The 22,664-nt window shown below is 67.6% G+C and carries 22 protein-coding genes; 14 read left to right on the top strand and 8 right to left on the bottom strand.

The window, feature by feature from the left end; genetic code table 11:
* The first annotated feature begins 79 nt into the window (after positions 1-79).
* From rimO to WT24_RS30385, 4 genes are all read left to right on the top strand, one after another.
* Complete coding sequence (gene rimO, locus WT24_RS30400) at positions 80-1,465, top strand: 30S ribosomal protein S12 methylthiotransferase RimO (RefSeq protein ID WP_060036919.1); 1,386 nt, start codon at positions 80-82, stop codon at positions 1,463-1,465.
* Between the two features lie 3 nt (positions 1,466-1,468).
* Entirely contained in the window at positions 1,469-2,395 is a 927-nt protein-coding gene (locus WT24_RS30395; protein WP_059498823.1) for a sugar kinase, read from the top strand.
* A gap of 122 nt (positions 2,396-2,517) precedes the next feature.
* Complete coding sequence (locus WT24_RS30390; RefSeq protein WP_060036917.1) at positions 2,518-3,060, top strand: hypothetical protein; 543 nt, start codon at positions 2,518-2,520, stop codon at positions 3,058-3,060.
* Positions 3,061-3,173: 113 nt separating this feature from the next.
* Positions 3,174-4,355 (top strand): cystathionine beta-lyase, encoded by a 1,182-nt coding sequence (locus tag WT24_RS30385; protein ID WP_059498825.1) that lies wholly within the window; start codon positions 3,174-3,176, stop codon positions 4,353-4,355.
* Between the two features lie 87 nt (positions 4,356-4,442).
* Here the strand turns inward: WT24_RS30385 and serB are convergent, their stop codons facing one another.
* Both serB and WT24_RS30375 read right to left on the bottom strand, forming a co-directional pair.
* Positions 4,443-5,288, bottom strand: coding sequence for a phosphoserine phosphatase SerB (serB, locus tag WT24_RS30380; RefSeq protein WP_059498826.1), 846 nt, complete (start codon positions 5,286-5,288; stop codon positions 4,443-4,445).
* 200 nt (positions 5,289-5,488) lie between these two features.
* Positions 5,489-6,430 (bottom strand): LysR family transcriptional regulator, encoded by a 942-nt coding sequence (locus WT24_RS30375; RefSeq protein WP_060036915.1) that lies wholly within the window; start codon positions 6,428-6,430, stop codon positions 5,489-5,491.
* A 124-nt stretch (positions 6,431-6,554) separates the two neighbouring features.
* Between WT24_RS30375 and WT24_RS30370 the strand changes: the two genes are divergently transcribed.
* Together WT24_RS30370 and WT24_RS30365 are read left to right on the top strand one after the other, a co-directional pair.
* On the top strand, positions 6,555-7,571 hold the full coding sequence (locus WT24_RS30370) for a zinc-binding alcohol dehydrogenase family protein (RefSeq protein WP_059498828.1): 1,017 nt from the start codon (positions 6,555-6,557) through the stop codon (positions 7,569-7,571).
* Positions 7,572-7,730: 159 nt separating this feature from the next.
* Positions 7,731-8,282, top strand: coding sequence for a DUF6013 family protein (locus tag WT24_RS30365; protein WP_059499079.1), 552 nt, complete (start codon positions 7,731-7,733; stop codon positions 8,280-8,282).
* A gap of 256 nt (positions 8,283-8,538) precedes the next feature.
* Here the strand turns inward: WT24_RS30365 and fetB are convergent, their stop codons facing one another.
* Both fetB and WT24_RS30355 read right to left on the bottom strand, forming a co-directional pair.
* Positions 8,539-9,342, bottom strand: coding sequence for an iron export ABC transporter permease subunit FetB (fetB, locus tag WT24_RS30360; RefSeq protein WP_027784553.1), 804 nt, complete (start codon positions 9,340-9,342; stop codon positions 8,539-8,541).
* Positions 9,339-10,040 carry an ATP-binding cassette domain-containing protein gene (locus WT24_RS30355; protein WP_059498829.1) on the bottom strand — a complete coding sequence of 234 codons (702 nt, stop codon included), beginning with the start codon at positions 10,038-10,040 and terminating at the stop codon, positions 9,339-9,341. The genes fetB and WT24_RS30355 overlap by 4 nt, the downstream gene beginning before the upstream one ends.
* A gap of 152 nt (positions 10,041-10,192) precedes the next feature.
* Here WT24_RS30355 and WT24_RS30350 point away from each other — a divergent pair, with 152 nt between their 5' ends.
* Entirely contained in the window at positions 10,193-12,469 is a 2,277-nt protein-coding gene (locus tag WT24_RS30350; RefSeq protein WP_060036914.1) for an AsmA family protein, read from the top strand.
* 6 nt (positions 12,470-12,475) lie between these two features.
* Here WT24_RS30350 and WT24_RS30345 read toward each other — a convergent pair whose 3' ends face one another.
* Positions 12,476-12,928, bottom strand: coding sequence for a lipocalin-like domain-containing protein (locus WT24_RS30345; RefSeq protein ID WP_059795616.1), 453 nt, complete (start codon positions 12,926-12,928; stop codon positions 12,476-12,478).
* 170 nt (positions 12,929-13,098) lie between these two features.
* Between WT24_RS30345 and WT24_RS30340 the strand changes: the two genes are divergently transcribed.
* From WT24_RS30340 to WT24_RS30315, 6 genes are all read left to right on the top strand, one after another.
* Positions 13,099-14,691, top strand: coding sequence for an ABC-F family ATPase (locus WT24_RS30340; protein WP_060036913.1), 1,593 nt, complete (start codon positions 13,099-13,101; stop codon positions 14,689-14,691).
* A gap of 234 nt (positions 14,692-14,925) precedes the next feature.
* Positions 14,926-15,675 (top strand): FkbM family methyltransferase, encoded by a 750-nt coding sequence (locus WT24_RS30335; protein ID WP_059498833.1) that lies wholly within the window; start codon positions 14,926-14,928, stop codon positions 15,673-15,675.
* Entirely contained in the window at positions 15,676-16,674 is a 999-nt protein-coding gene (locus WT24_RS30330) for a phosphotransferase enzyme family protein (protein ID WP_060036911.1), read from the top strand.
* A 1-nt stretch (position 16,675) separates the two neighbouring features.
* Complete coding sequence (locus WT24_RS30325; protein ID WP_060036909.1) at positions 16,676-17,554, top strand: 4Fe-4S cluster-binding domain-containing protein; 879 nt, start codon at positions 16,676-16,678, stop codon at positions 17,552-17,554.
* Positions 17,551-18,618, top strand: coding sequence for an asparagine synthase-related protein (locus WT24_RS30320; protein ID WP_060036907.1), 1,068 nt, complete (start codon positions 17,551-17,553; stop codon positions 18,616-18,618). Before WT24_RS30325 ends, WT24_RS30320 begins: the two co-directional genes overlap by 4 nt.
* A 7-nt stretch (positions 18,619-18,625) precedes the next feature.
* A complete protein-coding gene (locus WT24_RS30315; RefSeq protein ID WP_059498837.1) occupies positions 18,626-19,834 on the top strand; it encodes a glycosyltransferase in 1,209 nt (402 codons plus the stop codon).
* Here WT24_RS30315 and WT24_RS30310 read toward each other — a convergent pair.
* Positions 19,791-20,480 carry a cephalosporin hydroxylase family protein gene (locus WT24_RS30310; RefSeq protein WP_060036905.1) on the bottom strand — a complete coding sequence of 230 codons (690 nt, stop codon included), beginning with the start codon at positions 20,478-20,480 and terminating at the stop codon, positions 19,791-19,793. The genes WT24_RS30315 and WT24_RS30310 overlap by 44 nt on opposite strands.
* 25 nt (positions 20,481-20,505) lie before the next feature.
* Between WT24_RS30310 and WT24_RS30305 the strand changes: the two genes are divergently transcribed.
* A complete protein-coding gene (locus WT24_RS30305) occupies positions 20,506-21,471 on the top strand; it encodes a phosphotransferase (RefSeq protein ID WP_060036903.1) in 966 nt (321 codons plus the stop codon).
* Positions 21,472-21,483: 12 nt separating this feature from the next.
* On the opposite strand, the gene WT24_RS30300 is transcribed toward WT24_RS30305, so the two are convergent.
* A complete protein-coding gene (locus WT24_RS30300; protein ID WP_060036901.1) occupies positions 21,484-22,062 on the bottom strand; it encodes a polysaccharide deacetylase family protein in 579 nt (192 codons plus the stop codon).
* Positions 22,063-22,078: 16 nt separating this feature from the next.
* Positions 22,079-22,633, bottom strand: a complete 555-nt coding sequence (locus tag WT24_RS30295; RefSeq protein ID WP_179949413.1) for a hypothetical protein — start codon at positions 22,631-22,633, stop codon at positions 22,079-22,081.
* Positions 22,634-22,664 lie beyond the last annotated feature (31 nt).

The raw sequence follows: 22,664 nt of genomic DNA, 5'->3' as shown, positions 1-22,664 counted from the left end.
CCGCCGGCCGCTTGTTTTGGGTCGCTGAACCGTAAATAGCTGTAAACTCTCGCTTTTGCTGCCACGCCCCACACTCCAGATGTCCCAACAGAAATCACCGGCTCACTCCCCGGCGCCGCGTATAGGTATGGTATCCCTCGGGTGCCCAAAAGCGCTCGTCGATTCCGAACAAATCATCACGCAACTGCGCGCCGAAGGTTATGAAATCTCCGGCACCTACGACGGCGCCGACCTCGTCGTCGTGAACACCTGCGGCTTCATCGACGAAGCGGTGCAGGAAAGCCTCGACGCGATCGGCGAAGCGCTGACCGAGAACGGCAAGGTGATCGTCACCGGCTGCCTCGGCGCGAAGTCGAGTGCCAGCGGCTCGAACCTGATCGAGGAAGTCCACCCGAAGGTGCTCGCCGTCACCGGCCCGCACGCGGTGGGCGAAGTGATGCAGGCCGTGCATTCGCACCTGCCGAAGCCGCACGACCCGTTCGTCGACCTCGTGCCCGCGGCCGGCATCAAGCTCACGCCGCGTCACTACGCATACCTGAAGATCTCCGAAGGCTGCAACCACCGTTGCACGTTCTGCATCATCCCGTCGATGCGCGGCGACCTCGTGTCGCGCCCGGTCGCCGAAGTGATGCTGGAAGCCGAGAACCTGTTCAAGTCGGGCGTGAAGGAACTGCTCGTGATCTCGCAGGACACGAGCGCATACGGCGTCGACGTGAAGTACCGCACGGGCTTCTGGAACGGCAAGCCGATCAAGACGCGCATGACCGACCTGGTCGCCGCGCTCGGCGAACTCGCCGCGCAGTACGGCGCGTGGGTGCGGCTGCACTACGTGTATCCGTATCCGAGCGTCGACGAAGTGATTCCGCTGATGGCCGAAGGTCCGTTCAAGGGCCACGTGCTGCCGTATCTCGACGTGCCGTTCCAGCACGCGCACCCGGAAGTGCTGAAGCGCATGAAGCGTCCGGCGAACGCCGAGAAGGTGCTCGAGCGCGTGCAGAAGTGGCGCGAGATCTGCCCGGACCTGACGATCCGCAGCACGTTCATCGCGGGCTTCCCCGGCGAGACGGAAGCGCAGTTCGAGACGCTGCTCGACTTCGTCCGCGAAGCGGAACTCGATCGCGTCGGCTGTTTCGCGTATTCGCCGGTCGAAGGCGCGACCGCGAACGACCTGGACGGCGCGTTGCCGGACGAGGTCCGCGAGGAACGTCGCGCGCGCTTCATGGAAGTGGCCGAGGAAGTGTCGGCGAACCGCATGCAGCGCAAGATCGGCAAGACGCTCAAGGTGCTGATCGACGAAGTCGGCGAAGAAGGCGGCATCGGCCGTACGGCAGCCGATGCGCCGGAGATCGACGGTGTCGTCTATGTCGAGCCGGCGGCGAAGGCATCGAAGCGCTACAAGGTCGGCGATTTCGTGTCCGTGAAGATCACGGGCGCCGACGGCCACGATCTGTGGGGCGAGGTGTAAGCGATGGCCGCTGCATTTCCGGAGATCCTCGCGCTCGGCGAGGCGATGATCGAATTCAACCAGTCGCAGCCGGGGCGCCCTGAATTCCTGCAGGGCTTCGGCGGCGACACGTCGAACTTCTGCATCGCGGCGGCGCGCCAGGGCGCGTCGACGGGCTTCGTGTCGGCGATCGGCGACGATCCGTTCGGCCGCCTGCTGGCCGACATGTGGGCGGCGGAGCAGGTCGACACGACGTACGTACGCATCGACCGCACGGCGCCGACCGGCGTGTATTTCGTCACGCACGGCATCGATGGCCACCAGTTCGACTATCTGCGTGCGGGCTCGGCTGCGAGCCGCTATGCGGTGGGCGACCTGCCGCTCGACGCGCTCGCGGCCGCGAAGGCCGTGCACTTGTCGGGCATCAGTCTTGCGATCGGCACGGCCCCGTGCGATGCGGCATTCGCGGCGATCGACCACGCGCGTCGCCACGGCGCGAAGGTCAGCTTCGACACGAACCTGCGCCTGAAGCTGTGGCCGCTGCCGCGTGCCCGCGCGGTGATGCGCGAGGCGCTGCGCCAGACGGACATCTGTCTGCCGAGCTGGGACGACGTCACGGCGCTCACGGGCGCGAACGATCGCGACGCGATCGTCGACGCGATGCTCGAGCACGGGCCGCAGGTCGTCGCGCTGAAGCTCGGCAAGGAAGGCGCGTATGTCGCGACGCCGCATGAGCGGCGCGTCGTGCCGGGCTTCGCGGTCGATGCCGTCGACGCGACCGGCGCCGGTGACTGTTTCGGCGGCGCGTTCGTCGCGCGGATCGTCGCCGGCGACGATCCGTTCGCGGCCGCGCGTTATGCGAACGCGGCGGCGGCGCTGTCGACGACCGGTTACGGCGCGGTCGCGCCGATTCCGCACCGCGCTGCGGTGGAAAGCCTGATGCAGGGCTGACGCGAAACGCGTACGCCGACGACGCAGTCGCAGCGCAGGCTTGCGCGGCGACGCAAGGGCCGGGTTTCGACCTGGCACGGTCCGCGATGGTCGGGCGAATCTGAAGCAAGGAGCAACACAAGGTGGGTCGATATTCGGAATGGCAACGGGCGCTCGTCGTCGCGGGTGCGCTGTTAGCGGGCATCGCGATGCCGGCGGCGGTCGAAGCGCAGGGGGTTGCACCCGGCGTGCAGCAGGATGAACCGGCGCCGGCGCGGCCGCTGAAACCGAATCCCGAGTTCGCCCGCCTGCCGCGCTACGAAGGCACGCTCGGCGACCGGCCGATCGTCGTGCATCTCGGCCCCAAGACGGACGAGGAAGGCGTGCACGGCGAATACCAGTTCGCCGACACGGGCGAGGTCGTGCTGCTCGCGGGCGACCGCGACGGCGATACGCTCGAGATCGAGGAGTCGAACGACGGCACGAACATCACCGGCGTGTGGATCGGCCGTTTCGACGCGGCGGGCGACCTGAAGGCCGACCGGATGAATTCGGACGAATCGGATCCGCAACCGGTCGTGCTGCGTCTGGCGCCGGGCAAGCGCGCGGCGCTGCAGGTGCGCGACGGCCGCGTGCACGAAATCGAGACGGTGGGCGGCATCGTCAATCTGCGCACCGACGACTGAGCGCACGCTGGCTCGGCGTGCGCGGCGCGCACTGTACCGGGCCAAGCGCGCCGATTTTGGCTACTCTAGCGACATATTCCGCAACCGAACGGCCTCGTGCCCGGCCTCCAGTCATGACCGCATCCACTCCCAAGCGCGCGCTGCAAACCCGCATCGTTCAACCCGACGACGTCATTCCGGAAGGCTTCCGTTCGTTCGTGCCGCCGGTCGCGCGCGCGTCGACGGTCGTGTTCCCCGATCTCGCGACGATGCGCGCGCTGGTCTGGCACGACGACAACCAGTGGCGCTACGGGCTGCACGCGACGCCGACGTCGCTCGCGCTCGCGCAGCGGCTCGCCGAGATCGAGGGCGGCACGCACGCGTTGCTGCAGCCGTCGGGCCTCGCGGCGATCATGAACGTCTACTTCGGGATCGTGAAAGCGGGCGACGACGTGCTGATTCCGCACAACGTGTACGGCCCGAACGCCGATTTCGGCAAGTGGCTGGCGCACGATTTCGGCATCACCGCGCGTTTTTACGACCCGTTGATCGGCGCCGGCATCGCCGAGCTGATCCAGCCGAACACGCGGCTGATCTGGATCGAGGCGCCCGGCTCGGTGACGATGGAAGTGCCCGACGTGCAGGCGATCACGGCGGCCGCGAAGGCGCGCGGCATCGTCACCGCGATCGACAACACCTTTTCCGCGGGCCTCGCGTTCAAGCCGTTCGAGCACGGCGTCGACATTTCGGTGCAGGCGCTGACCAAGTACCAGTCGGGCGGCAGCGACGTGCTGATGGGCGCGACGATCACCGCGAACGCGGAGCTGCACGCGAAGCTGAAGCTCGCGCGGATGCGCTGCGGGATCGGCGTGTCGGTCGACGATTGCTCGCTCGTGCTGCGCAGCCTGCCGAGCATGCAGGTGCGCTTCGACGCGCACGGCAAGAGTGCGCTCGCGCTCGCGCAATGGCTGAAGGCGCGGCCGGAGATTGCGGCGGTGCTGCATCCGCAGATCGCCGACTGCCCGGGGCACGCGTCGTTCATGCGCGATTTCACCGGCGCGGGCGGGCTGTTCTCGGTGGTGTTCGACGCACGCTACAGCGCGGAGCAGGTCGACCGTTTCGTCGAGTCGCTTGAGCTGTTCGCGATCGGCTGGAGCTGGGGCGGCGCGTGCAGCCTCGCGATGCCTTACGACGTCGCGTCGATGCGTCCGGACTGGCCGCATCGCGGCACGCTGGTGCGTTTCTACGTCGGTCTGGAAGACGAAACCGATTTGCGTGCGGACATCGAGCGCGCGATGCAGGCCGCACTCGGCTGATCGCCGGCCGGCAACGTCCGGCGCAAAAACGAAACGCCGGCGCGATGCCTTGTCGCGCCGGCGTTTCTCATTGACGGTGCGGCCGGATCAGAACAGTCGCAGCAGCCCGTCGAGGCCGACATGGTCGAACGCGACCGTTGCCGCATCGCGCACGACGGGCTTCGCGTGGAACGCGACCGACAGCCCGGCTTCGGCCATCATCTTCAGATCGTTCGAGCCGTCGCCCATCGCGATCGCGCGGCGCGGCTCGAGGCCGAGCGACGCGCACGTCTCGCGCAGCAGGCGCGCCTTCACGTCGGCGTTGACGATCTCGCCGAGCACCTTGCCGGTGAGCTTGCCGTCGACGATCTCGAGCGTGTTCGCATGCGCGTAGTCGATGCCGAGGCGCGCCTTCAGCCGCTCGGTGAAGAACGTGAAGCCGCCCGACACGAGCAGCGTCTTCATGCCGGCGGCCTTCACGCCGGCCAGCATCGTCTCGGCGCCCGGCGACAGTTGCAGCCGTTCTTCGTACACGCGCTCGAGCGCGTGCGCGTCGAGCCCGGCCAGCAGCGCGACGCGGCGCGTGAGGCTTTCGTTGAAATCGCGGATCTCGCCGCGCATCGACGCTTCGGTGATCTCCGCGACCTGCGTTTTCAGCCCGCAGAAATCGGCGATCTCGTCGATGCATTCGATCGTGATCAGCGTCGAATCCATGTCCATCACCGCGAGCCCGAAATCGCCGAGCGTGAGGCCGGCCTCGACGAACCCGAAGTCGAGTGCATGCGTGCCGCAGTACGCGTCGATGTCGAGGCGCTGCGCCGGGCTCGCGTTTTCGACGCGCAACGCGTGATCGTCGGTCTGCACGATGCGGGTGCCGCGCGACAGCGCGAGCAGCGGTTTGTGATGGGCGTCCGACAGCGGCGCAAGACTCTGGATGACGAGATTGTGGGTCATGACGAGTGGTTGGAAGACGAATGAATGACGTGCGCGGCCCGCGGGCGGCCGCCTGCGAACGCGGCCCCGTGCGGCTGCAGGCCGTTGCGTCGCGAACGCGCCATTGTAGCCGGTTGGCCCGGACGGGCGGTCGCGGCAGGGACGAATCCTGAGGCCGGACTCGAACCGGCACGCCCGCAGCGCGAACCGAACGCCGCCGACTATCGTCCGCTCGCGCGATCCCAGTACGGCGGATCGCCGAAATGCTCGGCCAGGAATGCGATGAACGCGAGCGTTTTCAGCGGCACGTGTGCGCGGCTCGGATAGACGGCCCAGATCGCGACGTCTTCCGCGAACGGGTAATCGTCGAGCACGGTGACGAGCACGCCGTTCGCGAGCAGCGGGCCGACGTCCCAGGTCGACTTGATCGCGATCCCGAAGCCGTCGACGAGCGCTTCGCGGATCGCTTCGCCGTTGCTCGCGGCGAGCCGGCCGCCGACCCGCACCGTGAGCGGGCCTTGCGGCGTCGCGAACGACCAGTCGCGCTGGTCGCCGAGGATCACGCATTCGTGCTGCGTCAGGTCGGTCGGGTGGCGCGGCGTGCCGCGTTCGGCGAGATAGGCGGGCGAGCAGCACAGCACGCGGCGGTTGGCGGCGAGCTTGCGGGCGACGAGCGTCGAATCCTTCAGCGCGCCGAGGCGGACCGCGACGTCGTAGCCGTCGTCGACCAGATCGACGATCTCGTCGGACAGCCGCAGATCGAGCGACACGGACGGATAGCGGCGCAGGAACGCCGGAATCACCGGCGCGACGTGCTGGCGGCCGAACGACGACGACATCGACACCTTCAGCCGCCCATACGGCTCGCTGCGGCCGCGGCCGACCGACGCACGCGCGGCATCGGCAGCCGCGAGCAGCGCATCGGCGCGCGCCATGAAGACTTCGCCGTCCTGCGTGAGGCTGATGCGGCGCGTGGTGCGGTGCAGCAGCCGCGCACCGAGCTGGCGTTCGAGCTGCGCGATGCGTGCGCTCGCGACCGCGGCCGACACGCCGAATTCGCGCCCGGCCGCGCTGACGTTCGCGAGCAGTGCCGCGCGCACGAACAGCGCGACGTCGAGCAGGTCGAGCGGCTTGTCGGGCGCCGAAATGGGAGCAGACGTCATTATTCTGGAATTCCTGAAAATGTTTCAGGAAATATAGCGGTTTTCTCGAATGATCGGGTTGCCTACGATGGCACGCATGGAGGTTGCGCCGCAGCCTGCCGGATTCCCTGAAAGGAGTATCGAGATGAAAGCCGTTGGATTGACCCGTTATCTGCCGATCGACGACCCGCAAGCGTTGCTCGACGTCGAACTGCCGCAGCCCGTGCCGGGCCCGCGCGATCTGCTCGTGAAGGTCGAGGCGATTTCCGTGAACCCGGTCGACACCAAGGTGCGTGCGCCGAAGCCGCAGATCGAGGAGACGCCGCGCGTGCTCGGCTGGGATGCGGCCGGCACGGTCGTCGCGGTCGGCGCCGACGTCACGCTGTTCCGGCCCGGCGATGAAGTGTTCTACGCGGGCAGCATCACGCGGCCCGGCGCGAACAGCGAATTTCACGCGGTCGACGAGCGGATCGCCGCGCTGAAGCCGCGCACGCTCGACTTCGCGGCGGCGGCCGCGCTGCCGCTCACCGCGCTGACCGCGTGGGAAGCGCTGTTCGACCGGTTGCGCGTGTCGCCGCAGGGCGCGGACGCGGGCAAGTCGGTGCTGATCATCGGCGGCGCGGGCGGTGTGGGCTCGATTGCGATCCAGCTCGCGAAGACGCTCGGCAAGCTGCACGTGATCGCGACCGCATCGCGGCCGGCGTCGGCCGAATGGGTGCGCGCGCTGGGTGCGGACGCGGTGGTCGACCATTTCGGCGATCTGCCGGCGCAATTGCGCGAGGTCGGCCATCCGAGCGTCGACTACGTGCTGATCTTCAACGACACCGACCATCATTTCCCGGCCGCCGCGGAAGTCATCCGGCCGCAGGGCGGCATTTGCACGATCGTCGAGAACGCGAAGCCGGTGCCGGTCGAATTGCTGAAGGCGAAGAGCGCCGCGTTTCACTGGGAATTCATGTTCACGCGTGCGATGTTCGAGACGCCGGACATGATCGAGCAGCACAAGATCCTGAGCGAGGTGGCGCGGCTCGTCGACGGCGGCACGCTGCGCACGACGCTCGGCGAACAGCTCGGCACGATCAATGCCGAGAACGTGCGGCGCGCGCACCGGATGCTCGAGGGCGGGCGCGCGATCGGCAAGCTCGTATTGAGCGGGTTCTGAGCCGGCGGTACGCGTAAGGTTGCGGCGCCGCGAACGCAAGCGGGGTAACACCCGATGCGTTTGCGGCGCATTGCATCCCGCTTGGCGGTAGACTGGCAGCGCATCATGCATCGAAAACCGCGCGGCACGCGCGTGCCGCCGCATTACAAGGAGGTCAGCATGAGCCAACGCAGCTTGTCGGTTGCCGCATCGTGGTCGGTCGTGTTCGCGGCGGCGTGCGTCAGCGCGAGCGTATTCGCGGCGCCGCCGGTCAAGGGCAGTCTGAAGGGCGGCGGTACGGGACAGCTCGAATACACCGTCAAGGTCGACTCGAAGACCTTCGGCAATACGCAGGAGACCCGCAAGATCCGCTCGGGCGAGACGGACGATTTCAACTGGAAGTCGGTGCCGCCGAGCGGTGCCGTTGCGATGCCGGACGGCTGCCCGAACGCCGACAACCTGCCGCGCGACGCGAACGGCGCGATGGTGCGGCAGACCCAGGTGCGGCTCGCGCCGTCGGTCGACGCAAAGGGTGTCGCCAACGTGCAGTTGAGCTTCCAGGCGGCCGCGCCAAAGGGCACGCGCAGCGTGACGGCCGGCGGCAAGTCGCTGCAGTGCCCGGACGTCGCGTCGGTGAGCCAGGTGAAGTGGGTGTCGATTCCGACCAATGGCGGGTCGAAGTCCGTGACGATGAGCGACGGCACCAAGGTGACGGTGTCGATCAAGCATTGAGCGGCGCGCGCGGGCCGGCGTTTCGTCCGGTGCGCGCGCAACCGGTTCGACGGGCGGAACGAGCAGGGCGGCACGCGAGCAGCTCCGCCGTGCCGCCGTTGCAATGCATCCGCTGCCGGCTCCGAGGCGCGGCGCCGCGACCGTGCAACGGCGACGCGTGGCGTCACGCGGATGTCACGTCATGCTCGCGCGCATCCTGTCCGTCCGGCCATGACATCCCGGTGAAAATTTCGCATGCGCGCGCTGCCGCCGCGCGTCAGTGCGTGCGCTCTTCGAGCCGCGACGCGAGAAAGCGGTGATCGGCCGAGAACAGCCGGCGATAGGTCATCAGCACCGCGCCGACGGTGCCGAGCGCGGACGCCGCGGCGATCAGGAACATGATCACGATCTGGTAGCGCACGGCCTGCAGCGGCGATTGGCCGGCCAGCACCTGGCCCGTCATCATGCCCGGCAGGCTCACGACGCCGACCACCGCCATCTGGTTCAGCGTCGGCAGCATGCCCGCGCGCACGGCCTGGCGGGCGGCGTCCTGCGCGGCTTCCCAGCGCGTCGCGCCCAGCGCGAGCGCGGTTTCGACGCGATCGCGGCGCGCGGTGAGTTCCTCCATCATCCGCTCGACGCCGAGCGAGACGCCCGTCAGCGTATTGCCGAGAATCATCCCGAGGATCGGGATCGCGTATTGCGGCGCGAACCACGGATGGATGCGGATCACGACGAACAGGCCGACCGCCGCGACGAACCAGCTGCTGAACCAGATCGACGCGATGCTGTCGATGCGTTGGCCGCGGTACGTGCGCTTGCCGCGCCCCGCGCCGGCGAAACCGGCGATCAGCGTCATCAGCGCGGTGAGCGGCAGCACGACGTACCAGTGCGGATGGCCGAACACCCAGCCGAGCACGTAGCCGATCGCGAGCAACTGCACGACGGTGCGCACCGCCGCGAGCGCGAGCTTGCGGCCGAGGCCGAGCGACAGCGCCGCCGAGATCGCGCCGTTGACGGCGACAAGCGCGGCGGCGATGCCGACGTCCACCAGACTCAGGTCCTGAAGGGCGGGGCTCATCGCGCGATCTCCGTCGGGTTGGCCGCGTGCAATACGCCGGCCTGCATCACGAGCCGCGTCGTGCCGATCCGCGCGGCTTGGGCCGGATCGTGCGAGATCCACATGTATGCGCGTGCGTCGGGCGCCGCGTCGAACCACGCGCCGACGAGCGCTTCGATCGCGCGTGCCGATTCGGGATCGAGCGCGGAGGTCGGCTCGTCGAGCAGCAGCACGTCGGGATCGAGCTGCAGCACGCGCAACAGCGCGGCGATCTGCGCCTCGCCGCCGGACAGGTCGCTCGCGCGTTTGTCGAGAAAGCCGGCGCCGCGGCCGGCCTGCGCGGCGAGCGCTTCGGCGCGCGCGCGATCGAACGCGACGTCGCGATAGATCGCGAGCGAGTACGGGTAGCGCAACTGCGACTCGACGGTGCCGTCCATTTGCGCGGGGCGCTGGCGGACATAGGCGACGCTGCGCCGGTAGCGCGGAATCGCGCTGCGCCGGATCCGGCGGCCACGCCACAGGAGGTGGCCGCCGTCGAGCGGATCGAGTAGCGCGAGGGCGCGCAGCAACACGCTCTTGCCCGATCCGGAGGGTCCGGTGACAGCAATTCGCGATCCCGCGGCGAGGCTGAGATCGGTGGGGGCGAGCAGCGTCTTGCCGCTGCTGGCGTCGCGCCGCGTGATGTGCTGCGCGTCGATGAGGCCGGTGGGGGAGGTCATGTCACAAATGAAAAAAAGCGTTAATGGCGCCGAAAGGCCGCCATGTCGTGCGTCATAATACCGATCGAAAAGCCGCAGCTGTCGTGCGCCGTTCGTCCACGCAAGCGGCCCGGCATGGTGTGGCAACACTTCAGAACAACAACGGAACCGCCATGACGCTAACCCGAGCCATCGGCAAATCGGCTGCATGGGTCGTCGGTATCGTCGCGGTGCTCATCGCGGCGGCCGGCGTCTTTCTTTTCACGTTCGACTGGAACCGCGCGAAACCGTGGGTCAACGAACAGGTGAGTGCCGCACTCGGCCGCCCGTTCGCGATCAACGGCGACCTCAAGGTCGGCTGGCGTCGCCCCGATGGCGAAACCGGCTGGCGCGCATGGGTGCCCTGGCCGAGCTTCTCCGCCACGCAACTCGAGATCGGCAATCCCGACTGGGCGAAGGCGCCCAAGTTCGTCACGCTCGATGCCGCGCACTTCGATCTCGCGATCCTGCCGCTGCTTGCGCATGAAATCGTCATCCCGTCGATCGACGTCGTGAATCCCGCCGTCGATCTCGAGCGGCGCGCGGACGGCAGCAATACGTGGACCTTCCAGTTCAAGCAGTCGTCGCAGCCTTCGCGGTGGAAGGTGCGGCTCGACAGCTTCGGGTTCGCGAAGGGCACCGTCACGTATCGCGACGCGATCACGAAGGCCGATCTGACCGTCGCGATCGATACGCTCGGCCAGCCGATCCCGCTCGGCGACGTGCTGAAGGAACAGGAGCAGACGTCGCGTGCGGCGTCGGCGCAGCGCGTGGGCAAGCATGGCGCGGCGCAACTGGGCGCGAAGGCCGATGCGCAAGCCGCGTCGGGGGCGAGCGCGGCCGCGGCCTCGGGCGCGTCGGCCGCTTCCGGTTCGTCGGGGTTGCCCGCTGCGTCCGTGCCTGCCACGCCTTCCGCTTCGGCGGCCGCTGCTGCGTCCGGCGCCAGCGGGGCGGCGGCGCCCGCGAAGCCGTCCGGCCCGACCTATGCCTTCGGGCTGAAGGTCGACGGCCGTTACAAGAACGTGCCGATCAGCGGGACCGGCAAGGTCGGCGGCGTGCTCGCGATCCAGGATGCGTCGCGGCCGTTCCCGCTGCAGGCCGACGTGAAGGCCGGCGATACGCGGCTCGCGATCGTCGGCACGCTGACCGACCCGACGCATCTCGCGGCGCTCGACCTGCGGCTGTGGCTGCAGGGCACGTCGATGTCGCATCTTTATCAGCTCACCGGCATCACGCTGCCCGATACGCCGCCTTATGCGACCGAAGGGCGCTTGATCGGCAACTTCAAGCCGCATGCGAGCACCTTCCGCTACGAGAACTTCAACGGCCGCGTCGGCGGCAGCGACCTCGGCGGCACGCTCGTCTGGGCGCAGCGCGCGCCGCGGCCGAAGCTGTCGGGCGAACTCGTGTCGAACCTGCTGCAGTTCTCCGATCTCGCGCCGGTGATCGGTGCGGATACGGCCGCGAGCAAGGCGAAGCGCGGCGACACGACGCGCCAGCCGCCCGATCGCGTGCTGCCGGTGGAGACGTTCCGCACCGAACGCTGGAGCGCGATCGATGCGGACGTGAAGTTCACCGGCCGCAAGCTGATCAAGAGCCCGCAGTTGCCGATCACCAATCTGTACACGCACATCCTGATGCAGGACGGCGTGCTGTCGTTCGAGCCGCTGCAGTTCGGCGTCGCGGGCGGCACACTCGAGACGAACGCGCATCTCGACGGCAGTCGCACGCCGCTCAAGGGCCGCTTCAAGCTGGTCGCACGGCATCTGAAGCTCAAGCAGCTGTTCCCGACGCAGAAGGTGATGCAGACGGCGTTCGGCGAAATCAACGGCGACGCGTCGCTGTCGGCAACCGGCAATTCGCCGGCCGCGCTCGCGGCGACGTCGAACGGCGAAGTGAAGGCGCTGATCACCAACGGCCGCATCAGCCGCTTGCTGATGGAGGCGGCGGGGTTGAACGTCGCGAACGTCGTCTACGAGAAGCTGTTCGGCAACCGCGACGTCAACATCAATTGCGCGGCGATCGATTTCGTGGCGACCGACGGCATGCTCGACCCGAAGGTCTTCGCGCTCGATACCGACGATGCGCTGATCAACGTCGACGGCCCGATCAACCTGCGCGACGAATCGCTCGACCTGAAGGTCCATCCGCACACGAAGGGTTTCCGGATCTTCTCGCTGCGCTCGCCGTTGTATGCGAAGGGCACGTTCAAGAACCCGAAGGTCGGCGTCGATGCGGGCGCGCTCGCGCTGCGCGCCGGCGCGATGGTCGGGCTCGGGCTGATCAATCCGTTCGCGGCGCTGATTCCGCTGATCGCGCCGAGCAACAACCGCGACGTGCCGTGCTCGGAACTGTTCGGGCAGATGAAGGCGCAGGCGGCGCAGAAGGCGGCCAGCAAGGCCGGCAAGTGACGCGCGTCAGCGGCCCGCGCGCGCCCACAGCAACACGGCGTCGACCTCGCGGCCGTCGATCCGCACCGGCGCGACGGTGCCGAGCTGCAGACGATCGCCGTCGAGCATGACGGCCCGCTGCTGGACGTCGCCGATCCAGTTCGGGAACAGGCTGACGTCCATTTCGTGGGTCAGCGTGCCGTCGTCGGCGACCTGAAAGGGGCCGGAGTAGGCGATATAGCCGCGCGCGGCGGCCGCGCATTCGTCGTCGGTGCCGCCCTGAAGATCGCCGTTTGTGTAGCGCGGCCGGCCGGCGGCCATGAGCTGGGCCGACATGTAGCCGTCCGGCGTATAGAGGATCCAGCCGCGCACGTCGCGGCCGAGCGGATAGGCGGACGGGCTGCCGTCGCACGGGCGGATTTCGTAGGACACGAGGCGCCATGCGCCTACGAGTCGTTCGCGAAGCTGGCTGGCGAGCATGCGGGATTCCGGTGAGACGGCGGTGAGGCGCGTGCCGTCGTGTGGATGGGCCGCCGGGCGGCGAGGCGGAGGGCCTGGAAAGGGCCGCCGGGGCGGTGCGGTCGGCAGTTTCGCCGACACCTGCTAAAATACACGGTTTTCCGTCGATTTCTCTCTTAACGGGACCTGCCGTGCTTTCTACTGCCAACATCACGATGCAATTCGGGCCGAAGCCCTTGTTCGAGAATATCTCGGTCAAATTCGGCGAGGGCAACCGCTACGGTCTGATCGGCGCGAACGGCTGTGGCAAGTCGACCTTCATGAAGATCCTCGGCGGCGACCTCGAGCCGAGCGCCGGCAACGTCGCGCTGGAGCCGAACGTCCGCCTGGGCAAGCTGCGCCAGGACCAGTTCGCGTACGAAGACGTGCGCGTGCTCGACGTCGTGATGATGGGCCACACCGAGATGTGGGCCGCGATGACCGAGCGCGACGCGATCTACGCGAACCCGGAAGCGACCGACGACGACTACATGCACGCGGCCGAGCTCGAAGGCAAGTTCGCCGAATACGGCGGCTACGACGCCGAGGCGCGCGCGGGCGCGCTGCTGCTCGGCATCGGCATCGAGGAGAAGTTCCACAACGGCACGATGGCCGACGTCGCGCCGGGCTGGAAGCTGCGCGTGCTGCTCGCGCAGGCGCTGTTCTCGAAGCCGGACGTGCTGCTGCTCGACGAACCGACCAACAACCTTGACATCAACTCGATCCGTTGGCTCGAGCACACGCTCAACGAGTACAACTCGACGATGATCATCATCTCGCACGATCGTCACTTCCTGAACTCGGTGTGCACGCACATGGCCGACATGGACTACGGCACGCTGAAGGTCTGGCCGGGCAACTACGACGACTACATGCTCGCATCGGCGCAGGCGCGCGAGCGCCAGGCTGCGGCGAACGCACGTGCGAAGGAGCGCGTGGCCGAACTGCAGGATTTCGTGCGCCGCTTCTCGGCGAACAAGTCGAAGGCGCGGCAGGCCACCAGTCGCGCGAAGCAGATCGACAAGATCAAGATCGAGGAATTCAAGCCGTCGTCGCGGCAGAACCCGTTCATCCGCTTCGAGTTCGAGAAGAAGCTGCACAACGTCGCGGTGGTCGCCGAAGAGATCACGAAGAAGTACGAGCGCACGATCTTCCAGAACTTCAACCTGTCGGTGCAGCCGGGCGAGCGCATCGCGATCATCGGCGAGAACGGCGCGGGCAAGACGACGCTGCTGCGCTCGCTGCTCGGCGCGCTGCCGCTCGATCACGGCACGGTGAAGTGGTCCGAGAACGCGAACGTCGGCTACATGCCGCAGGACACGTACGAGGAATTCCCGGACGACATCACGCTGATGGACTGGATCGACCAGTACCGCAAGGACGGCGACGACGAAACGATGGTGCGCGGCACGCTGGGCCGTCTGCTGTTCTCGTCGGACGACATCAAGAAGTCGGTGAAGGTGCTGTCGGGCGGCGAGAAGGGCCGCATGATCTGGGGCAAGCTGATGCTCGGCCGCCACAACGTGCTGCTGATGGACGAGCCGACCAACCACATGGACATGGAATCGATCGAGTCGCTGCAGATCGCGCTCGAGCAGTTCGAAGGCACGCTGATTTTCGTGTCGCACGACCGCGAATTCGTGAGCGGGCTGGCGAACCGGATCATCGAAGTGCGTACGGACGGCACGCTGTTCGACTTCGGCGGGAATTACGAGGAGTTCCTGGCGAGTCAGGGGCAGGAGTAAGTGTCCTGAGGTTTCGTCCGGCCGTGGGTCCAGGTTAGGAGCCGCCGCACCCGGCGAACCGCCAGAAGCGCGACAGGCCCGCATCGACAGCAATGTCGATGCGGGCTTTTTCATATCCGCTGCGGCAAAACCTGCCACGCCGCGCATTCCCGTTTCCTCTGCTCAATCGACTTCAGGTAAATTACCCACCCGACACCGCCCATCATTCCCCATTTCGCCCCGGAGCCGCTCTCGATGCAGGACCATCCTCTCCCGCTCGACCTGTCCGGCCTTGCGCCCAGCCTCTACGCGCAGGGCACCGAGGAGGGCATCCTGTCGCGTCTGATGGAGCGGATTGCGCCGACCAACCGCTTCTGCGTCGATATCGGCGCGAGCGACGGCCTGCGCAACAGCAATACCGCGCGCTTGCTGCGCGAGCAGGATTGGTCCGGCGTACTCGTGGAAGGCAGCGCATACCGGTTCGGCAAGCTTGCCGCGCACTACGCGGGCGTGGAGCGCGTTCGTCTGCATCACGATCGCGTGCAGCCCGACACGGTTGACCCACTGCTCGCCGATGCGAACGTACCGACCGACTTCGATCTGCTGTCGATCGACATCGACGGCAACGATTACTGGGTGTGGCGCGGCCTGCAATCGTTCCGGCCGCGCATCGTCGTGATCGAATACAACCCGTACTACACGCCGCCCGAGCGCTGGGTCATGTGCTTCAATCCCGACCACGAATGGGACGGTTCGACCTATTACGGCGCGAGCCTCGAATCGCTCGTTCGTCTCGGCAGGCAGAAGGGCTATGAACTCGTCTGCTGCGACGACATGGGCAACAACGCGTTCTTCGTGCGGCACGACCTGTATCCGCTGCTCGGCATCGAGAACAACGATCCGTCGGTGTTGTTCCGGCCGGCGATGTACAAGCTGCGCTACGTCGGACACAACACGTTTCTGACCGGTCATCCGTATCGGCACGGGCCGGCCGAGCACATCTGAATGGATTCGCTCGCCGTCACCTTCGACGAGATTCGCGATGCCTATGGGCTCGGTCGCGGGGGGGAGCCGACGCAGGTCAGCGAGCGGGTGTGGCATCTGCCGACCGACGGCGGAGCGGCCGTGGCGGTCAAGCTTTATGCATGCGAACACCATGCGCGTGCGGTCAAGGAAGCCGCTGTCCTCGCGCATCTGCAAGCGCATGGCGATGCGCGTTTCCAGGTGCAGACGCTCGAGCGCACGACGTCCGGCGCATTGCTGTGGTCGGGGCAGCATTCGCACGCGATGCTGACGCGCTGGGAAGCCGGGCAATTCAAAACCTACGATACGTTCTCTCCAATCGAATGGGACGCACTCGGCGCGAGTCTGGCCGCGTTGCACCTGAGCCTCGAATCACTGCATCTGCCGTCGCGCGATACGATCCGCGCGCGGTTGACCTTGATCGATGCGGACGCGGTGCGCCGCAATCTGCTGGATGCACTCGATCGAGCGGATGCGAACGCCACCGCCGCCGCGAACCTGCGCCGCTATGTCGATCTCGCGCTGCGCATGCTCGATCGCTACTATCCGGGCAGCATCGATGCGTTTCCCGCCGACGATCCGCAGCACCCGATCCACAACGACTACAACCAGTTCAACTATCTGTTCACCGGCACGCTGCCGCCGCTGATCCTCGACTGGGAGGCGTCGATCGGCGCGCCTCGCGAATACGAGCTGGTGCGATGCCTCAATCATTTGCCGCTGGAAGCGCCGCACCTCGCGGAAGCGTTCGTGCGCGCCTACCGGCGCGTGCGGCCGCCGAATCTGGCACACATCGCATGGGCGGTCGATGCCGCTTGCCTGCAGCACGCGCTCAAGCTGTGGATCGTGCAAGGCTGGCTCGACGATCCGTCGCGCTTCGCGTCGCACCTGAACGGTGCAGTGACGATGGCGTCGGCGATGGTGGACGCGCGTGACCATCTGGTCGATTTCTTTTCCCGTTGCGTGGAAGCAGGAAGCTGATGTGAGTGCGAATCCGAACAAGATCCCGAATCCGCCGCACGCCGGCGAGCGACAGCACGTGTTTCCACCGCCGCTGGATCGCGATTACCGCGTCGAGGACGGGCGCGTCCAGACGCGCTCGCTGGAAGCGCATATCGTCGATCACTGCAACCTGACCTGCGCGGAATGCTGTTCGCTGTCGCCGCTTTTGCCCGAATGGTATGCACGCCCCGAATCGATCGAGGCCGATCTGCGCAAGGCCGCGAAGGTGCTGCGCCCGCGGATGTTCAAGCTGGTCGGCGGCGAACCGTTGCTGCATCCGGCGCTCGTCGAACTGGTCGAACGCGTGCGCGGCACCGGCATCGCGCCCGTGATCTCGGTCACGACGAACGGCCTGAAGCTCGGCGAGATGCCCGACGCGTTCTGGCGAGCGGTGGATGCGCTGACGATCTCGCGCTATCCGAAGCCGGCGCTCTCCGCCGATCTGGTCGCGCACGTCGAGCACCAGGCCGCGCGCTTCGACGTGCGCCTGAACTGGAAGGTGCAGGACGTGTTCACGACGATGAACCGCGCCCAGCCCGGCACGGATCGCGACGAAGCCCGGCGTCTTTATCACGATTGCTGGATCCGCGAGCGCTGCCATATGATTCGCGACGGCATGTTCTACACGTGCACGCGTCCCGCGCATTTCCATACGCTGTACAAGGGCGAGAAGGATTTCCAGGCCGACGGCCTGCCGTTGCGCGACGATGCGGGCATGCTCGACGCGATGCTGGCCTATCTGCAACGCGAGACGCCGCTCGAAGCCTGCCTGCATTGTCAGGGCGGCAGCGCGCCGGTGGCGCCGCATCGCATCCTCAAACGCATTGAAGTGAACACCTTGAAGGCTCGTTATCCATGATCGTCGGCACGCGCGACCCGTTCGGTTTCGATCGTCTGCACTACCATCCGCGCAGCGGCGTGTCGGCGTCCGGCATCCGCGCCGTATTGCGGGCGTCGGGTCAACCGGCCGGCGCGCCGGATGCGGCCGCCATCGCGGGCTACCTGAGCGGCGAGCGCCTCGTCGGCCGCACCGTGCTGCGCGACGTGCGCGCGGTGCCGCCCGGTCATGCACTGATCCGGTCGCCGCAAGGGCTGACGGTGCAGCCGGCGCCCGAGCGGCCGCAGCATGCCGACCTCGACACCGTGCTGCGCGCGTCGCTGCAGCGCGCGCTCGACAGCGGCAAGCGCGTCGCACTGGCGCTGAGCGGCGGGCTCGATTCGGCGCTGCTGCTCGCATTGCTGCGCGAACTCGGCGCGTTGGGGCATGTGACGGCCTACGTCCTCGCGACCGACATGCCCGATTACTGCGAACGCGATGCGGCGCTCGAACTGGCCGCGCTGATGCAGGCGAACGTGAAGGTCGTACGCGCGAACGAGGCCGATTTCGTCGCGGCGCTGCCGAGAACGACCCATGCGGTCGAGGAGCCGATGTTCAACCTGCATCCGGTCGCGAAGCTGCTGCTGGCCGATGCGATGGCGGCGGATGGCGTCGAGGTGGCGATTACCGGCGACGGCGCGGATCAGGTATTGCGCCGCGACCTGTCGGCCAACTATCTGCCGCTGTGCCACGCGTTGTTCGACGCCGCGTCGGTCGACCTGCATCCGCCGTTCGTCGACCCCGCCGTCGTCGCGCATTTGACGAGCGTCGCGCCTGATCCGAACAAGCAGTGCCTGCGCGATCTCGGTGCGCGCCTGAACCTGCCGGACCGTCTCGTGCACGGCCCCAAGCGCGGACGGCTCGCGCCGGCAATGGATCTCGCGACGCTGCTCGATCGCGACCGCACGCACGCGTTGGCCGACACGCTCGGCTTGGCCGTGCCCGCTTTGCAGACGGATACAGAGCGCGTGTTGTGGACGACGCTGACACTGATTCTCGATCATCTCGATCGCCTTCATCCCGATGCTGCGCATCGCCCGACCTGAGCCGCTCATGAAACGCATCCTGTTCTGCGTGGTGCCCGAGAAGGGCCACGTCAATCCCTGCATCGGCCCGGCCCAGCATCTGCGTGCCGCCGGTTGCGACGTCGCGTTCTATGCGCCGGCCGACATCAGCGAACAGCTCGACGGCGCTGGCGACTTCGCGTTCGTCGGGCCGCGCGAGACGCCCGAACGCCACGACCTGTCGCGCGGCGCGAGTTTCGCCGCGAACATTCGCGACGCCGACTGGCTGCGGCACTGGATCCGCACACTGCTGATCGACCTCGCGCCCGCGCAGGTGGACGGCATCCGCGCGGTGCTGCGCGAATGGCAGCCCGACGTGGTCGTGATCGATCCGCTGCTCTATGCCGCGGCGATTGCCGCCGAACAGGAAGGGCTGCCGTGGGTCTCGATGTCCAATTCGCTGAATCCGGTGCTGCCGGACGATCTGGATTCCGAACTGCTGCGCACGGTGCGATGGCTCGAACCGGAACGCACGCGGCTGTTCGCGCGCTACGGCCTCGACGCGCGCTTTCGCGGTTGCGACGTGCTGTCGCCGCACCTGACGCTCGCGTTCACGACTGACGCGCTGGTCGGCGCGCCGCCGCCCGGCGTCGAACTGGTCGGCCCCGCGATGCCGTCGGGCCCGCGCGGCGACGAGACGGCGTTCCCGTGGGAACGCGTCGATGCGGATCGCCCGCTCGTCTATATGTCGCTCGGCAGCCAGCTTTACTACCATCCGGCGCTGTTTGCGAAGGTGATCGAGGCGACGCGCGCGACGTCCGCGCAACTGGTGCTGTCGGTCGGCGAGTTGGTCGATTCGGATCTGCTGCCGGCCGGCGACGAACGCGTGATCGCGGTACGTTACGCGCCGCAACTGGCGCTGCTGCGACACACGCACGCGTTCGTCAGCCACGGCGGCGCGAATTCGGTGATGGAGTCGCTCGCGTGCGGCGTGCCGATGCTGCTGTCGCCGTTCTGCAACGACCAGTTCCATTCGGCGTACTTCGTCGAGCGGGCCGGCGCGGGCTGCGTGCTCGATCTGCAGCAGGCCGGCGTCGTGGAAATCGTCGACGCGCTCGAGCGTCTGTTGCGCCCGGGATCGTTGCGCGAGCAGGCGGCGCGGATCCGCGACAGCTATGCCGCGCGCGACGGCTCCGCGCAGGCCGCCCGCCTGATCAGCGCACTCGCTTCAGGAAGCCGCCTGGCGACAGCGTCATGAGTACGCGGTCCTCGATGTCGTGATCGACGTCGAACCGGTCGTCGCGGGCCAGAAATTCGCGTGTGGCCGTGGCCGGGTTGTTGCCCCGGCCGTACGGCTTGCCGTCGAACATCGACTCGGGCAGGTATTCCATGATGGTGTCCATCACGATCGCGTAGCTGCCGGGCGTCACGAACGGCGCATAGCATTCGAGTTCGCGCAGCACGTGCGCATGCGTATGCGTGAGATCGAGGATCGCCATCACGCGTGCGCCGTCGCCGATCTGCGCGCGCACCGAGGCGAGCGTGTCGGCCGCGCACGATTCGCCTTCGATCAGCACCATGCGGTGGGCGAGCCGGTGCGCGTGCAGGCGCTGCCTGACCTCGTCGCGCAGGCGCGGTTCGATCGCGACGACGCGGCCCGGGTTGCCCGCCAGCTCGAGCATCGACGCGGTGAACACCACGCCGCCGCCCGCGGCGATGCCGGTCTGGACGATGTAGTCGGGGCGCTCGCGCCAGATCAGTTCCTGCAGCGCGAGCATGTCGCCGGGCAGATGGAAGAAGCGCTCGCCGAGCCAGCGGGTCTGGAACAGATGGCCGAATTCGGCGGCGCGCGTCAGCCATTCGACGTTGATGTCCCGCATGCGGGCCGAAGGACGCTCTGACATGGTCAATGCAACGAGTAGGAGTGACGTGAAAACGCTGGAACCGTGGCTACAGCGGTACTGGAACATCGGGCCGGCGCGCCTGCGGGCGCTGGCGTCGGGCCATACTAACAAAACGTATCTCGTCGAATGCGATGTGGGGCGCACGGTGCTGCGCGTGTCGTGGGCCGGCAAGCCGGTCGGGCAGTTACGGCGCGAGGCGTCGATACTCGGCCGTCTCGCCGATGCGCGCATGGCGTCGAAGCTACCCGCGCTGCCTCGGCTACGGCCGACCGTCGATGCGCAAACAGGCGTGCGGACGTGCGACGGAAGCTGGCTGCATCTGTTCGAGCATATCGACGGCCGTCCCGGCTTGCCGGACGACCCGCACGCTGGGGCGACCGATGCGATGCGCACGCTCGCGCATCTGCATACGGCACTGGCCGCGATCCCCGCGAGCGAAGCGGCGCCGCTGGCGTGGTTGTCCGCACGTCATGCGCGTGTGGCGGCGCGCGCGATGCCGTCGCTGCCGAGCGACCTGCGCGACGCTTACGACACGGTGATCCGGCGGATCGGCGCGCATCTCGACGCAGCGTCGTCGTGGCTCACGGGGCAGGCGCATTGGCTGCACGGCGACTATCACGCGGGCAACCTGCTATATGTCGGCAACGCGGTGAACGGCGTGCTGGATTTCGACGATGTGGGGCAGGGGGCGCAATGGCTCGAGGCGGCCTTTGCGTCGTTCGCGCTGTCGCGCGATGCGGGCCGGGACGACTGCTTCGTATTCGACCGTGCGCGATGGGCGGCCTGCCTGCAGGTTTATGCGGCGACGCGGGCCGAGGCGGCGCCCGAATGGCTGCGCGACAACCGCGAGCCGTTGATGGCGCTGTTCTGCGCGGACCAGACGCTGATCCATCTCGAAGCCGCGCAGCGCGGCCTATGGATGCCGGGGCCGGGCATCGGATTCCTCGGCGGCTGGCGTCAGTTGCTCGACGGGGCGCGGCCCACGGATTAGCCGGCCGTCGCGTCAGCGCTGCCGGTTCAGGAACAGCCGTACGGCTTCGACCGTGTTGGGCCGCGCGTCGCCGTGCCGCGATCCGTCGTGCAGGCAGAACAGCACGTCGCAATGCTGCGCCGCGCAGGCGTCGACGTGCGCGCACATCGCGTCGAACAGCGCCTGCGGCGATGGCGCCGGCCGCTGCCAGTCGTCCAGTATCGCGGTCCAGCCGGTGTGTTCGCGTTGCAGGCGCGCGAGCACGGCGGCGCGCTCGTCCTGCGGCAGCAATCCGTACGGAAGACGCAGCGGGATCGCGTCCGGCGCGGCGAGGCCGGCGCGGCGGTAGACGTCGCGAATCAGCGCATCGGTCGTGTGGATTTCGTCGATCAGTGCGACGTCCGCGAGCGCTCCCGGCCGCGCATGCGAATGGGTGTGATTACCGAGCCGATGGCCTTCGCGCGCGATTCTCGTCGCGACGTCGAGCGCGCCCGCCAGGTGCTTGCCGAGCACGAAGAAGGTCGCCGTGCACGATGCATCGCGCAGCACGTCGAGCAACGCGGGCGTAGACGGGCCGGGGCCGTCGTCGAAACTGAGGTGAATGGAGGTCATCGGTCGCCGGGGCCGCTTACCGAGCCGGGTCGATGGCCAGCGGGCACGTGCCGACCGGACGCAGCCGGGTGCCGGTCCATTCGTGGAAGAACCGGGCCGCGTTCGCGTTGCCGTCGCCGCAATCGTCGTCGAAGCAGCCGGCGACGATCAACGGCTTGCTGCCGGCACGGAAGTCGACGCGCTCCTCGTCGTTGCCCATCACGCCCGAGACGGCCTTCACGCCGGGCGTCGTGTACGTCGCGCTAGTGTCCTCGTCGACGATCGCGACATTTCGGCAATCCGTTCCGCAATCCCGGATCGCGATGCGATCGTGACCGGCAAAATTGGCCGGTTGCGCGAATTCGTCATGGATGACGGTGCGATACAGGTGCGCTTCGTCGCAGGCGAACCGGGGCGACGCGGCCGGTTTGCGCGGCGCGCGGGCGGCGGCCGGTGCCGGATAGCGGTCGAACGAAGGCGACGCGCAGGCCGCGGCCGCCGTGGCTGCGGATGCGGTACCGGCGGTACCGGCGCCGGCCATCAGCGCGCTCGATGCGCCGGCGATCGGCAGAAGTCGATGGGCAAGCGCCACGCGAGTGTCCTTCATGTGCGAGGTTGATGTC

The sequence above is a fragment of the Burkholderia sp. MSMB1078WGS genome, from assembly GCF_001528895.1.
Taxonomy (GTDB): Bacteria; Pseudomonadota; Gammaproteobacteria; order Burkholderiales; family Burkholderiaceae; genus Burkholderia.
Note: the sequence above shows the minus strand (reverse complement) of the source record. Positions and strands in the feature narration are given on the sequence as shown.